The sequence below is a fragment of the Bifidobacterium sp. W8103 genome (assembly GCF_016100775.1).
In the GTDB taxonomy this organism is placed as follows: domain Bacteria; phylum Actinomycetota; class Actinomycetes; order Actinomycetales; family Bifidobacteriaceae; genus Bombiscardovia; species Bombiscardovia choladohabitans.
In genome coordinates this window covers 245,051-258,024 of record NZ_JACFRV010000001.1, presented here as the reverse complement: position 1 = coordinate 258,024, position 12,974 = coordinate 245,051, and the positions used below count along the sequence as shown (strand labels likewise).

The 12,974-nt window shown below is 63.9% G+C and carries 12 protein-coding genes; 10 read left to right on the top strand and 2 right to left on the bottom strand.

Annotated features, from left to right (window positions below; all coding sequences use genetic code 11):
• The first annotated feature begins 17 nt into the window (after positions 1–17).
• From hflX to H3U90_RS01040, 3 genes are all read left to right on the top strand, one after another.
• Complete coding sequence (gene hflX, locus H3U90_RS01050) at positions 18–1,484, top strand: GTPase HflX (RefSeq protein WP_332460607.1); 1,467 nt, start codon at positions 18–20, stop codon at positions 1,482–1,484.
• Between the two features lie 101 nt (positions 1,485–1,585).
• Complete coding sequence (locus tag H3U90_RS01045; RefSeq protein WP_024627229.1) at positions 1,586–2,548, top strand: L-lactate dehydrogenase; 963 nt, start codon at positions 1,586–1,588, stop codon at positions 2,546–2,548.
• A 71-nt stretch (positions 2,549–2,619) separates the two neighbouring features.
• Positions 2,620–3,549 (top strand): cation diffusion facilitator family transporter, encoded by a 930-nt coding sequence (locus tag H3U90_RS01040; RefSeq protein WP_198176693.1) that lies wholly within the window; start codon positions 2,620–2,622, stop codon positions 3,547–3,549.
• A gap of 3 nt (positions 3,550–3,552) precedes the next feature.
• Here H3U90_RS01040 and lexA read toward each other — a convergent pair whose 3' ends face one another.
• The gene (gene lexA / locus H3U90_RS01035; protein ID WP_332460568.1) at positions 3,553–4,341 is read right to left on the bottom strand and encodes a transcriptional repressor LexA; all 789 of its coding nucleotides are present in this window, start codon (positions 4,339–4,341) and stop codon (positions 3,553–3,555) included.
• Between the two features lie 181 nt (positions 4,342–4,522).
• Between lexA and H3U90_RS01030 the strand changes: the two genes are divergently transcribed.
• Positions 4,523–4,921, top strand: a complete 399-nt coding sequence (locus H3U90_RS01030; RefSeq protein WP_198176692.1) for a LysM peptidoglycan-binding domain-containing protein — start codon at positions 4,523–4,525, stop codon at positions 4,919–4,921.
• A 157-nt stretch (positions 4,922–5,078) separates the two neighbouring features.
• Positions 5,079–5,561 (top strand): transcriptional regulator NrdR, encoded by a 483-nt coding sequence (nrdR, locus tag H3U90_RS01025; protein ID WP_198176691.1) that lies wholly within the window; start codon positions 5,079–5,081, stop codon positions 5,559–5,561.
• A 113-nt stretch (positions 5,562–5,674) separates the two neighbouring features.
• Here nrdR and H3U90_RS01020 read toward each other — a convergent pair whose 3' ends face one another.
• On the bottom strand, positions 5,675–7,909 hold the full coding sequence (locus H3U90_RS01020; RefSeq protein ID WP_198176690.1) for a HelD family protein: 2,235 nt from the start codon (positions 7,907–7,909) through the stop codon (positions 5,675–5,677).
• Positions 7,910–8,186: 277 nt separating this feature from the next.
• On the opposite strand from H3U90_RS01020, the gene mraZ reads away from it, so the two are divergent.
• Genes mraZ through H3U90_RS00995 form a run of 5 tightly spaced genes read left to right on the top strand, consistent with a single transcriptional unit; the run spans position 8,187 to position 12,966 of the window.
• On the top strand, positions 8,187–8,669 hold the full coding sequence (gene mraZ / locus H3U90_RS01015; RefSeq protein WP_198176689.1) for a division/cell wall cluster transcriptional repressor MraZ: 483 nt from the start codon (positions 8,187–8,189) through the stop codon (positions 8,667–8,669).
• Between the two features lie 11 nt (positions 8,670–8,680).
• On the top strand, positions 8,681–9,772 hold the full coding sequence (gene rsmH, locus H3U90_RS01010; RefSeq protein WP_415873656.1) for a 16S rRNA (cytosine(1402)-N(4))-methyltransferase RsmH: 1,092 nt from the start codon (positions 8,681–8,683) through the stop codon (positions 9,770–9,772).
• Complete coding sequence (locus tag H3U90_RS01005) at positions 9,769–10,260, top strand: hypothetical protein (RefSeq protein WP_232340538.1); 492 nt, start codon at positions 9,769–9,771, stop codon at positions 10,258–10,260. Before rsmH ends, H3U90_RS01005 begins: the two co-directional genes overlap by 4 nt.
• The gene (locus tag H3U90_RS01000) at positions 10,257–12,038 is read left to right on the top strand and encodes a peptidoglycan D,D-transpeptidase FtsI family protein (RefSeq protein ID WP_198176688.1); all 1,782 of its coding nucleotides are present in this window, start codon (positions 10,257–10,259) and stop codon (positions 12,036–12,038) included. Before H3U90_RS01005 ends, H3U90_RS01000 begins: the two co-directional genes overlap by 4 nt.
• Positions 12,039–12,084: 46 nt before the next feature.
• A complete protein-coding gene (locus H3U90_RS00995; RefSeq protein ID WP_198176687.1) occupies positions 12,085–12,966 on the top strand; it encodes a UDP-N-acetylmuramyl peptide synthase in 882 nt (293 codons plus the stop codon).
• The last annotated feature ends 8 nt before the right edge of the window (positions 12,967–12,974 follow it).

Here is a 12,974-nt window from a genome sequence, read left to right as displayed (position 1 = left end):
TCGCCCACAAGTCCGAGGTGCTGACCGGCAGTGAAGGGCAGGTCGGGCAGGACCAGGATCAGGAGTGGCAGGAGCGCAGCCGACGTAATGCCTTCCGTCATGTCGAGGGGCTGGGCGAGCTGCAGGACGTGACCGAGGTGGAGTATCGCAAGGTCCGTTTGGAGCGGGTGGTCCTGGTCGGCGTCTGGTCAGGTTCTCGGACCACGGTCGGCCAGGCCGAGGAGTCCCTGCGCGAGCTGGCCGCCCTGGCGCGGACCGCCGGGGCCGAGGTGCTTGACGGCCTGCTCCAGCAGCGTGTCAAACCCGATCCGGCCACCTACCTGGGTTCGGGGAAGGCGCGGGAGCTGGCGGATATCGTGGCCCGGCTGGGCGCCGACACCATCATCACCGATGACGACCTTCATCCCTCCCAGCGACGTGCCCTGGAGGATGTCACCAAGGTCAAGGTGGTCGACAGGACAGCCCTGATTCTGGACATCTTCGCCCAGCATGCCACCAGCCGCGAGGGCAAGGCCCAGGTGGAACTGGCCCAGCTGGAGTACATGCTGCCCAGGCTGCGCGGCTGGGGCGGATCACTCTCCCGCCAGGCCGGAGGTCAGGCTGCCGGGCAGGCCGGCGGCATAGGCTCCCGCGGCCCGGGCGAGACCAAGATCGAGACCGACCGGCGGGTCATCAGACGTCGGATTTCCCGGCTGAAGCGTCAGATCGCCCAGATGGCCCCCTCGCGTCAGGTCAAGCGTGGATCCCGGCGACGCTATCAGTTGCCGGCCGTGGCCGTGGTGGGGTACACCAACGCCGGCAAATCCTCGCTGACCAACCGGCTGACCGGGTCCGAGGAACTGGTGGAGAACGCCCTGTTCGCCACCCTGGATACGGCCGTCAGGCGCACCAAGGCCGCAGACGGTCGGCTTTATGTCTATGTGGACACGGTCGGGTTCGTCCGCCGCCTGCCCACCCAGCTGGTCGAGGCCTTCAAATCCACCCTGGAGGAGGTGGGCCAGTCCGACCTGATTCTGCACGTCGTGGACGGCTCCCATCCCGATCCCTTCGGGCAGATCAGGGCTGTGGATGCCGTGCTGGCAGAGATCCCCGGCGCTGAGTCCATTCCCCGCCTGTTGGTCTTCAATAAGGTTGATCTGATCGACCAGGATGCCCGGCAGCGGCTCGCCAACCTTGAACCCGAGGCCTTCCTGGTCTCGGCCAGGCAGGGTCAGGGTCTTACGTCCCTGCGCAGGCGGGTGGAGGAGCTGCTGCCCGCCCCCGCCGTGCACGTCCAGGCCGTCCTGCCCTACACCAGTGGCTCCCTGCTGGAGCAGGTGCGGCGGTTGGGACGGGTGGATTCATTGGAATACCGGGCCGATGGGGTTGCGCTGAGCGCTGATGTGGACGACCGGCTGGCGGCCGCCGTGCTTGACCAGGCCATTGATCAGAAGCCCTTGCGGGCTCCAGCTGGTGACACGCCATCGGGAAGGCTGGGCTCCTAAGGGGCAGATGCACGCCAGGTCACCTATGCTGGGTAGACTACGTATGTTGTGTCAGCGGCAAACCCGTTTCCCGGGTTCCGATAAGAGAGGTCCATAAAACAATGGCGGAATCATCAATCAAGCCAACCAAGCTAGCGATCGTAGGAGCCGGAGCCGTGGGGTCGACCCTGGCCTTCTCGGCAGCCCAGCGCGGTGTGGCTCGGGAGATCGTCCTTGAGGATATCAACGCCCAGCGTGTTGAGGCCGAGGTCCGCGACATGCAGCACGGATCCAGCTTCTACCCCACGGTCACCATCGACGGCTCGGACGATCCGCAGATCTGCGCCGATGCCGACATGGTGGTCATCACGGCCGGAGCCAGGCAGAAGCCGGGCCAGACTCGGCTTGACCTGGCCGGCGCCACCATCAACATGATGAAGTCCATCATTCCTCAGATGGTCGAGGTGGCACCCAATGCCATCTTCCTGCTGATTACCAACCCCGTCGACATCGTCACCCGGGTCTCTCTGGAGCTGTCCGGGCTGCCGGTCAACCAGATGTTCGGTTCGGGCACCAACCTGGATTCCGCCCGGCTGCGGTACCTGATCGGCCAGCAGACCGGTGTCAACGTCAAGAACGTCCATGCCTACATCGCCGGCGAGCACGGCGACTCCGAGGTCCCGCTCTGGAGCTCGGCCACCATCGGCGGGGTGCCCATGTGTGACTGGATGGAGCTGCCCGGCCATGAGCCTCTGGACGCGGCCAAGCGCGAGGAGATCCACCAGGAGGTGAAGAACGCCGCCTACCAGATCATCGAGGGCAAGGGGGCGACCAACTTCGCCATCGCCATGTCCGGCGTGGACATCATCGAATCCATCCTGAACGGCACCGACAGGATTCTGCCGGTCAGCTCCCTGCTGGAGGACTTCCACGGGATTTCTGACGTGTGCATGTCGGTTCCCAGCGTGCTCAACCGTGACGGGGTCAACACCCACATCAACACCCCGCTGAGCGACGGCGAGCTGGCTGCTCTGAAGCGTTCCGCCGAGACCCTGAAGGAGACGGCAAGCAAGTTCGGTTTCTGAGTATTTCTCGGAAGACCCTTGCCTTGTGACCCCTGGTGGCATACTTTGGTGATTGATGAATCGTGGTATGCATGAGCGCTCATGAAGGTGGTGTCCAGGGCGGCGGGTCCGCCCATCGTCGACAGTTGCTGACGACCCTGGCGCTGACGGGCTCGGTATTCGTGGCCGAAGTCGTCGGTGCCTTGGTCACCCGTAGCCTGGCCTTGCTGGTCGACGCCGGGCACATGATGACCGACATGGCCGTGCTGATCGCCTCCACGGTCACGGCAGTGTTGATGGAGCGCCGTCCCACAAACCGGAGGACATGGGGCTGGTCCCGTCTGGAGGTCATCACGGCGGCCGGCGGTGCTCTGGTTCTGCTGGCTGTGGGCGTCTACGCTATTGTGGAGGCTGTCTTGCGGCTCTGGTCGCCCGGGCGGGACCAGGTTCATCAGCAGGGGTTGCTGCTCTTCTTCGGCATTTTGGGCCTGGCTGCCAATGTGGGGTCCATCCTGGTCCTGGCCTCCGGGCATAAGGACAACCTGAATATGCGTGCCGCTTTTCTCGAAGTGGTCAACGATGCACTGGGCTCGGTGGCCGTCCTGGTATCTGCCGTGGTCATGATGCTCACCGGCTGGGCCGGATTCGATGCCGTGGCGGGAGCCCTGATTGCTCTGCTGATGATTCCCCGCGCGATCAAACTGCTGGCCAGCAGTGTCTCCGTGCTTCTTGAGGAGACCCCGGCGGACCTCGACATGGCCAAGGTCAGGAAGCACCTGGAGGGTGTGCCCGGCGTGCTTGAGGTTCACGACCTGCATGCCAACAGTGTTTCCACCGGCCTGCCGCAGCTGACGGCACATGTGGTGGTGCGTCAGGGAACGACGGCTGTCGAAAACGAACGCATTCTGACCAGCATGCAACGCTGTTTGCGCAATCATTTCCCGGTCTCGGTCGAACACACGACCTTTCAGATAGAGCCGCAGGGTCACCGAGACAGCAGCGGCGAGCATTTGGACATGTAGCCTTCAGACCTTGCGCAGAACGGTGACCACCTTGCCCATGATGACGGCGTGGGTGCCGTCAATAGGGGAGTACGACGGGTTGTGGGGAATCAGCCAGACGTGGTCCTTCTCGCGACGGAAGGTCTTTACCGTGGCCCCATCGTCCAGCAGGGCCGCGACGATGTCTCCATTCTCAGCCTCCTGTTGGCGGCGGACGACCACGAAGTCCCCGTCGCAGATGGCGGCATCAACCATGGAATCCCCATGGACCTCAAGCATGAAGAGCTCACCTGATCCAGTCAGGCGCTCGGGCAGACGCATGACATCGTCCACATGCTGCTCGGCCAGAATGGGCTGACCTGCGGCGATTCTGCCGACCAGGGGCACGTCGCGCGACTGCATGATGGCCTCGTCGGTCTGTGTGTCGGGGAAGGGCATGATCCTGGCGGTTCCAGCAGTCGGCTCAGGTTGGTCCTGAACCAGCTCTATGGCACGTCCCTTGTTGGCAGTCAGACGAATGTATCCCAGATCCTGCAGGACCTGAAGCTGGTGTTTGACGGAAGAAGTGCTGCGCAGTCCCGCGTCTTTGCCGATCTCCCTGTAGGAGGGCAGAAATCCGCGCTCCGACAGGTGCCGCTTGATGGCTTCCAGCACCCTGGCCTGGCGATCGGTCAACTTGGGCCTGGACCCCTGATTCGGATGCTCGGTGCTGGCGGAGGTTTCAGCGGTTTCCTGAGAGGTTGCGCCATGAGCGGCGCTGGACTTGCTGTCGGAGCTCATGGTTGCAGGCCCGACAAAGGGGATGGTGCTCACGGATGGCTCCTTTCCTTGGAAACTGAACTCAGTCTAGCCTGCCCAAAGTGAAAAATCAAACAAATGTTCGAATCGGCCTTGCCAAACGACGAGTGAGATGCCAGAATGAGAACATCTGTTCGATAGAACAAATGTTCGAAAGAGGTGTGCTGTGGTTGTTCGTGCCGGTGTCAGTTCCCGCATGTCTACGCCGTCGAGCCTGCCCTCGGCCTGCCGGGTGTATGTCAGTTCCCTGTTCTCGTCCGTCATGCTGCGTCTTCGCAGTGCCGCCAAAGCCTGTGTGTCCGATCAGGGTTTCGTGGGTGTCATCGTGCGCAGATTCGCGGCTTTTCTGGCTGTCGGCGCGATGACCCTGATTGGGGCCGGATGGATGGCTCGTCCGGCCAGCTCCGCTCCAGGACCGCAGGAGGTCATTGCAAGAACGGTCCGTCCGGGCGATAATGTCTGGTCCTATGCAGCCTCGATCACCCCGCAAGGCGAGGATGTCACTGAAAACGTGGACCGCATCATGCGGATCAACAACATGTCCTCGCCCAACCTGCGCGTTGGTGACCGAATTCTGATTCCCAGCGACGATTGATGCAGCGACTTTCGGTCCAGGGAATTACCGACGCGGCTTCAATGACTCGTCGCCGGGATGAAGGTACTAGCTGAATTCAAGGAGTTTGTCCAGGGTTATACGCTGATAGGCCCGGTATACGTGGGTCTTGAGGTTCTTTGGCGCTATGATATTACATATGCATTGTCCTTTCTGCCAGAATCCCGATACCAAGGTTGTGGATACACGAATCAGCGACGACGGCCATGCCATAAGACGCCGCCGTGAGTGTCCGAACTGCTCGCGTCGGTTCACCACGGTGGAGACCTCGATCCTCCTGGTCATGAAACGTTCAGGCAACGCCGAACCCTTCAACCGCGACAAGGTCATCTCTGGTGTAAGGAAGGCCTGCCAGGGCAGGCCCATAGATGAGAATGACCTGAAGCTCCTGGGCCAGCAGGTCGAAGAGGATCTGCGTTCGCGCGGCCTGGCTCAGGTCGATTCGGAAGAGGTCGGCAGGGCCATTCTGAAGCCCCTTAGGGAGCTGGACGAGGTGGCCTATCTGCGCTTCGCCTCGGTCTACCGCAACTTCAGCAACCTGGAGGACTTCCAGCAGGCCATCGACACCCTTCGCGCCGAGGACCAGTCAGCTGAAGAGCAGCCTGCGACTGCACAGTCCTGAGAAATCAGCTACCCTGGCCCGGCCGTTCTGACTGCATCAGGCCTAAACTGCCACAGGCCAGCACCTCCCGCCGTTGTGAGATGGAGCTGGAAGTGAACGGTGTGCCAGGCGCATCATCCCAGATTCAGCAGCCTCTGATCCTCGGAAGTCTGAGCGATGACCAGTTCCTGGGTCGGTCGCGTCATGGCCACATAGAGGTCGGCCGCCGCGCTCAGCCTGGAGGGGGCTTCATTCTGAATGGCTCCAGGCTCAACCAGAACCACGGCGTCGAACTCCAGGCCCTTGGTGTGGCCGGTGGTTGTGACCGTGATCTGGTGCTGCTGAGCCTTATCGATATGCAACTGTGAGCCGACCTCGGATTCCAGGGCGCTGGGAACGATGATGGCCAGGCGTCCGGTACCGTCTTTGCCCAGGTGACGTTCCGCCAGTTCGCCCACAAGGTCGGGCAGCTGGTCCAGCAGGCTGGCCTGATCGTCGGCCCGCAGGTGGCTGACCGAGCCTTCCACCTCACGCACGGCTTTGAGCGTGGAAACCTCAAGACCCTCGGAGGCGGCGAAGGAGGAAGCCAGGTTGGATACCTGACGAGGGTTGCGATAGTCGATGGTCAGCTGCCGCAGGTCCCATCCGTCCGGGCCGAAAAGCCTGTCCATGGTGGAGGCCCAGGACCGGGTGCCGCCAAGGGCCGCCGTCTGGGCCACGTCCCCGACGATGGTGAAGGACCGGGATGGGCAGCGCCGGACCAGCATTCTCCAGTCCATGGCCGTTAGTTCCTGGGCTTCGTCGACCACGATGTGCCCGTAGACCCACTCTCGGTCGGCGGCCGCCTGAGTGGCTGCCTGGTTCTCGTCCTCGCCATTGATGGAATCCAGCAGCATCTGCGAGGTCACGATGCCTGTGCCGATGCCGTTCTGGGCCAGGGTGTCGCTGGCAAATTGACGTTCCTCATCGCGTCGGGCCTTTTCGGCCTGTTCACGATCCGCCTGGCGGGGGTCTGGGCCCAGCAGCTCCATGGCCTCATCCAGGATGGGGATGTCGGATACGGTAAGTTCGGCGCCGTCCTGGCGGGTCAGCAGGTCGATCTGTTCCGGGGTCAGCCAGGGGGCGAACCGGCGCAGACGATCCGGCCTGGACCAGAGGTCGTTGACCAGCCAGCGGGGGTTCATGGGCAGCCAGGCCAGGTTGAGGGTCCGCCGCACCTGGTCGTTCAGCCGTAGCAGGGAGGTGACCCGGGCAAGTTCCTCGGCTCCGGGCTGATAGTCCACCCCTTCGGCATAGCGGGCGGTCATGGCGTTCAGGGCCGAGCGCACGAAGGTGTTCCTGGCCTTGTTGTGGGGCTGGTGGCTGCGTCGGGCATCGACCAGGGCCTGTTCCAGGTCGACCGCAAGCATGGGGACTGCCACCCCATCCACCTTGACCGTTGGCAGGGAGGCAGGCACCCGCTCCCGGGAGGCGACGGCGTTGGCTACGGCCTCGGCCATGCGGATGTCCCCCTTGAGCCGGGCCACCTGAGGATCCTCCTGGCGTTCGGTGCTGATGCCGGGGATGAGGTCGCCCATGGTTCGGCTGAGCACTCCGGTCTCGCCCAGGGAGGGCAGGACCTGGTCGATGTAGTGCAGGAAGGCGTTGCTTGGCCCGACGATCAGCACGCCTGAACTCTCGAGTCTGCGCCTGTGGGTATAGAGCAGATAGGCCGCCCGGTGCAGGGCCACGGCGGTCTTGCCGGTGCCTGGTCCTCCCTGGACCACCAACGGGCGGGTCATGGGGGAGCGGATGATCCGGTCCTGTTCGGCCTGGATGGTGGCCACGATGTCGGTCATCTGCCCGGTGCGGCGGCTGGACAGGGAGGCCATGAGCGCGCCCTCGCCGGCCAGGGTGCCGCCCTGGGCCGCCTTGTCCACTTCGGGGGCCGACAGATCCAGAACCTCATCCTCGATGCCGGTGACCTGGCGGAAGTTGAGGGTGATGTGCCGACGCATGACGATGTCGCCGTGGTCCGCCGGGGTGGCCTCGTAGAAGGGGCGTGCGGCCTCGGCACGCCAGTCGGTCAGGATGGGCTCATGGTTGCTGTCCAGCAGGCCCAGTCGCCCGATATATCGTCGGCCGCCTTGGGCCGTATCCAGCCGGCCGAAGACCAGACGGTCCTCCACGGCCCGCAGCTGGGTGAGCCGGTCCTCGTACATGTTGGCGAATGAATCCCGCTCGGTGCGCTGGGTGGGCGATCCGTGGGAGCCGGCGGCCCGGACCGCGTCCAGTCTGGTCCTGGCCTGGGTCCGCAGCTCGTCCAGACGGCCGTAGGCCCTGTCCACCGCCGTCTGCTCTTCATGCAGCTGTGAGGAATAGCTCGACATGTGCGTCCGTTCTGTCCAATGGTCAAAAATCGGATGATCCAATATACCGCTGGACCTCTACTTTTTCGGCCCGGCAGATCCGTGGTAGCGCCCTCTTCGCCGGGTGGCGAAACGCCGGACCGGACACTTTGGCGAGTCGAATGGTTGGGTTTGGGCCTGAAGTGGTGTCAAGGTGGTGAGCAATGGGGATAAGTGGGGTAAAGTGGGGAGCACTGCGCAGGGGACACTACCCAATGGGGCCGTCCCATGGTTACCGAACTGGCATTGGAGGTGGGGCATGGCCGATACATACGACGCAGATGCTGCCTTGCCTTCCCTGCCGCCCATGCTTCTGGGCACCTACACCCCCAAGATGGATTCCAAGGGCCGCCTGGCGCTGCCCGCCAAGTTCCGCGCCCAGCTGGGTCAGGGCCTGGTCATGACCCGTGGCCAGGAACGTTGCGTCAGTCTGCTGCCCGCTGAGGAATTTCGGCGGATGGCCGTGCGCATCCAACACACCTCCATGGGCGACAAGTCGGCCAGGGACTACCTGCGTGTATTCCTGTCCGGCGCTGTCGACCAGGTCCCCGACAAGCAGGGTCGCATCCTGGTTCCGCCCATGCTCCGCTCCTATGCACGGCTGACCGGTCCCGTCGTGGTCATCGGTGTGGGCACCCGTGCCGAGATCTGGAATCTGGATTCCTGGACCGCATACCTTGAGAGCAAGGAACAGGGCTACGCCGACATTGCCGACGATGTTCTTCCGGCGGTGGATTGCTGATGGAGGCGTTCATGGAAAATCGCAATCCACCCGATCAGGAGGCCGTGGACAGAGGTATGGTCCACCGTCCCGTCCTGCTGGAGCGTTGCCTTGCGCTGGCCCGGCCCGCCCTGGAGCACCCGGGGGCCGTGGCTGTGGATTGCACGCTGGGTCTGGCAGGGCATGCCACCGCCTTCCTCAAGGCTTGCCCTGAGGCCCGTCTTATCGGCATCGACAGGGATCTTGAGGCCCTGGATCTGGCAACTGGCCGGATGCGCGACGAGGGTCTGGCCGACCGCTTCACGCCGGTGCATGCCCCCTTTGACCAGCTGGACCGGCAGCTGGATGCACTGGGAGTGGGCCAGGTGGACCTGGTCTTCATGGATCTGGGGCTGTCCTCCCTGCAGATCGACCAGCGCGACAGGGGCTTCACCTACCGGCAGGATGCCCCGCTGGACATGCGCATGGACACCAGCCAGGAGCTGACGGCCGCACAGGTCCTGGCCGAGTACGACCAGGAACACTTGGCCGAGATCTTCTCCCGGTATGGGGAGGAACGCTATGCGGGACGCATCGCCCGGGCCATCGTCGAGGCCAGGCAGGAGCAGCCGCTGACCACCTCGGCCCAGCTGGACCGCCTGGTCGACAGGGCTGTGCCGCGCGGCCACCGTCCTCCGGGCAATCCGGCCAAGAGGGTCTTTCAAGCCCTGCGCATCGAGGTCAACGGGGAGTTGGATCGTTTGAGGCGAACCCTGCCCCAGGCCATTCTGCGGCTGTCCCAGGGGGGTCGTCTGATTGTGGAGTCCTACCATTCCCTGGAGGACCGCATGGTCAAGCGCTTCATGGCGCCTGGGTTGCATGTCGACCTTCCTGCGGGCATGCCGGTGGTGCCAGATCAGGCCCGTCCCTACCTGTCGGATCTGACTCACGGGGCCATCAAGGCAGACCCGGCCGAGCGGGAACGCAACCCCCGCTCCGCCTCGGTCCGCCTGCGGGCTGTGGAGATGAGCGGAACCATCCCTGAGGAGCGTCGTCGTCGGCTTCAGGCCGAGGCCCGTGGTGAGGGTTCGGATGGTCGCCGTCGCCGCGTCGGCCACGGTTCGGAATCGAGGCGCCGGTCATGACCATGCCAGCACGTTCAGTCCGTTCCAAGGCCTCTGCAGACAAGGGCCATCCCCGCATCCAGGAAATGCCCACCAGGCCTGAGCTCAGTCTGATCAAGGGCACAGGCAAGCCGGGCAAGGCCCGCCAGCCAGAACGAGGCCCGGTGGCTGAGGGGGCCCGGCGCCTGATCAGCTGGACGCGGACCCGTGGCAATCCTCTGCTGAGGATCATGACCTCCGTGGTTTTTCTGGCCGCCTGTATGTTCGGCTCCCTGATGTTGCGTACCCAGATGGTCCAGGATTCCTTCGAAGCCACCCGAATCCAGCGTGAGATCAGCAATCTCAACCAGGACGTCCAGGATGACCAGAACAAACTCGACCAGCTCCAGGCCTCCCTGCCGGACAAGGCCCAGCAGTTGGGCATGCAGCCCCAGCAGGGTCTGAACTCCATCGATCTGCAGGGCTACAGGCCCCCTCAGGATGCCCGGAGCAAAGCGGGGCATCCATGAGCGGCAAGGGAACCAAGCGCTCCTGGCACCTGTCTTTCTGCAAACGTTCCCTGTCCGTGGGCCTGATCCTGATCCTCGTGGCCGCGCTGGCCCTGGGCAAATTGGCCTACATCCAGCTCTTCGACGGAAGGTCCATGGCCCAGGCAGCTGCGGCGGGTCGCACCGTGCCGCATACCATCAAGGCCCAGCGTGGCCGCATCCTGGATGTCAACGGCCGGGTGCTGGCCCAGAGCCTGGAGCGATACAACATCATCGGCGACCCCGAGGCGGCCGCTTCCTTCATACCCATCAACTGCACCAAGCGCACGGGCAGTGACTGCCACAGTATCAAAGGCCATCCGGTGGGCGCTGACGGTGCTGCGGGCGTGGCACGCCTTCTGGCGCCTGCCCTGGGGATGAACGCCATGGAGCTGGGGGGCAAGCTCAGCGTCCCTGGACGGTATGTGGTCCTGGCCAAGCGGGTGACCCCCGAGGTCAAGCGTTCCATCGACAAGCTGGGACTGCAGGGGATCATCACGGCCGAACTGAGCAGTGAACGCACCTATCCGCACGCGGATCTGATGGGAGCCCTGATCGGGGGCATCGACGACAGCGGCAAGGGCGTGGCCGGGATCGAGCAGATGGAGAATCGGCGGCTGACCGGCACTGACGGCTATACGGTCTATCAGCAGGGGATGCTGGGCCAGGAGATTCCCGGAACCATGACCCGTCAGCGCAATCCGGTCAATGGCAAGGACGTGAGACTGACCATCGATCAGGACGTGCTCTGGTACGTCCGCCAGGCCCTCAAGTCAGGCTGCCAGAACTACCATGCGGACTGGGCCCTGGCGGTGGTTCAGGACACCCACACCAACGAGATCCTGGCCCTGGCCGACACCGACGACTACCAGGCGGGCAGCGACCAGGCCAAGGTCAACTCCTCCAGGGCTGTGGCGGAGACCTTCGAGCCCGGCTCGGTCGGCAAGACCATCTCGGCCGCGGGCATGCTCCAGGAGCAGGCGCACTCCATGACCGACCGCTTTACCGTGCCCGACCACATCACCCTCGACAACCAGCAGTACAAGGATTCCTTCAACCATGGGGACGAGCATTGGACGCTGGCCGGCATTCTGCAGAATTCCTCCAACGTGGGCATGGTCATGGCCGGTCAGAACTATCCGGACCAGAAGCGCTACGACTATCTGACCCGCTTCGGCATCGGCCATGTCTCGGCCCTGGGTCTGCCGGGGGAGTCCAAGGGACTGCTGACCACGCCTCAGACCTGGGATCGGCGCACCCGCAACACGGTCCTGTTCGGCCAGGGCTATGCCACCAACGCCGTCCAGCTGACCAATGCCATCGCCACCCTGGCCAACAAGGGGGTCCGTTCCGACCAGACCATCATCCGCGGTCAGGGCGCCGTCAAGGCCAATCAGGTCAGGGTCGTGGATGAGAAGGTGGCGGGTGAGGTCATGAACGCGATGGAGTCAGTGTCAGAGAAATACGACAAGACGGTCAAGGTGGAAGGCTACAGGATAGCCGCCAAGACCGGCACCGCCGAGGTGGCCGACAGCTCCGGCAGATTGAGCGGCATCGTCAGCGACTGGGTGGGCATACTGCCCGCTGACGATCCCCGCTTTGTGATCACCGTGGTGCTGAAGAATCCCCACAGCAGTGCCGGGGTTTTCGGCGGCGTCACCGCTGGTCCCATCTTCGCCCAGATCGGTGAATTCCTTATGCAGAAATACCAGGTCCCCACGTCCCAGCCCAGAACCGATGCTATCCCGGTAACATGGTGATACCGGCAGGCATCATGGCGTTCCCGGACGAAGGAGAGATTGCAGCATGAGTGCGCTGAGTGAATCAATCTCCCGACGGTTGACCCTGGGTCAGCTCAAGGGGCGCTACGGGCTTACCCTGGTCCCCGACTTCGCTGAACCAGTGACGGTGACCTCACTGGTGGACGACCTGCCCTCGGTGCGGCCCGGCAGTCTTTACGTGCCTGCAGACCAGCAGGTGGACCAGGGCATGATCGAGGAGGCCGAGCGTCGGGGGGCTTACGCAGCCCTGCTGCCGACTGCGGCCCGTCAAGAGGTGGGACGAGCCCGCATACCCCTGCTCTTCGGCACCATGCACCCCTGGCAGATGGGCCAGCTGCTGGCCAATGCCGCCGGTGATCCTTCGGGAGCACTGGCTGTCTTCGCCCTGGTCGGTTCCCAGGTGCAGGACCAGGTGGATCTCTTGGCCGACTTCCTGCACGTGCTGGGCAATCCCGTCGGCATTCTCAGCGCCAAGGGCTCATACTCGCTGGACCGGCGGCTGGACCTGGAATACCCCCTGAGCATGTTCGATGTGCAGCGCAATCTGTCCATCGCCCTGGAGGACGGGGCGGCCGCCGTGGTCATCTCCGTGGAGGAGCAGACCCTGGCCAGGGATGCCCTGCAGGCGGTGGACCTGGATGTGGTGGCCTTGGGCGCCCAGGAGGGCTCCACCCGCGATATGCGGCATGTGCGGCTGATTTCCAGGGCCCGCCGATACGGGTTCAACCTGGGCGGGCACACCATTGTGGCCCGGCGCAACGAGGAATCGGACGGGCTGGCCCGCCAGTCATTGCCCGCCGATGCACAGAGCGACGACCTGTCCCTATGCATCGCCATGACCATGGCCGCCGGCGTCAAACGCAACAACATCAGGAGCGCCCTGCGCGTCTCCCGCGAAATGTCCTGAGAGGTGAG

Excerpts from the sequence above, each read along its gene's own strand:
- H3U90_RS01005 (WP_232340538.1), top strand. The coding sequence starts at position 9,769 with ATGACCATGCCAGCACGTTCAGTCCGTTCCAAGGCCTCTGCAGACAAG.
- H3U90_RS01040 (WP_198176693.1), top strand. The coding sequence starts at position 2,620 with ATGAGCGCTCATGAAGGTGGTGTCCAGGGCGGCGGGTCCGCCCATCGT.
- H3U90_RS01000 (WP_198176688.1), top strand. The coding sequence starts at position 10,257 with ATGAGCGGCAAGGGAACCAAGCGCTCCTGGCACCTGTCTTTCTGCAAA.
- H3U90_RS01045 (WP_024627229.1), top strand. The coding sequence starts at position 1,586 with ATGGCGGAATCATCAATCAAGCCAACCAAGCTAGCGATCGTAGGAGCC.
- H3U90_RS01020 (WP_198176690.1), bottom strand. The coding sequence starts at position 7,909 with ATGTCGAGCTATTCCTCACAGCTGCATGAAGAGCAGACGGCGGTGGAC.
- rsmH (WP_415873656.1), top strand. The coding sequence starts at position 8,681 with ATGGAAAATCGCAATCCACCCGATCAGGAGGCCGTGGACAGAGGTATG.
- H3U90_RS01030 (WP_198176692.1), top strand. The coding sequence starts at position 4,523 with ATGTCTACGCCGTCGAGCCTGCCCTCGGCCTGCCGGGTGTATGTCAGT.
- nrdR (WP_198176691.1), top strand. The coding sequence starts at position 5,079 with ATGCATTGTCCTTTCTGCCAGAATCCCGATACCAAGGTTGTGGATACA.
- mraZ (WP_198176689.1), top strand. The coding sequence starts at position 8,187 with ATGGCCGATACATACGACGCAGATGCTGCCTTGCCTTCCCTGCCGCCC.
- H3U90_RS00995 (WP_198176687.1), top strand. The coding sequence starts at position 12,085 with ATGAGTGCGCTGAGTGAATCAATCTCCCGACGGTTGACCCTGGGTCAG.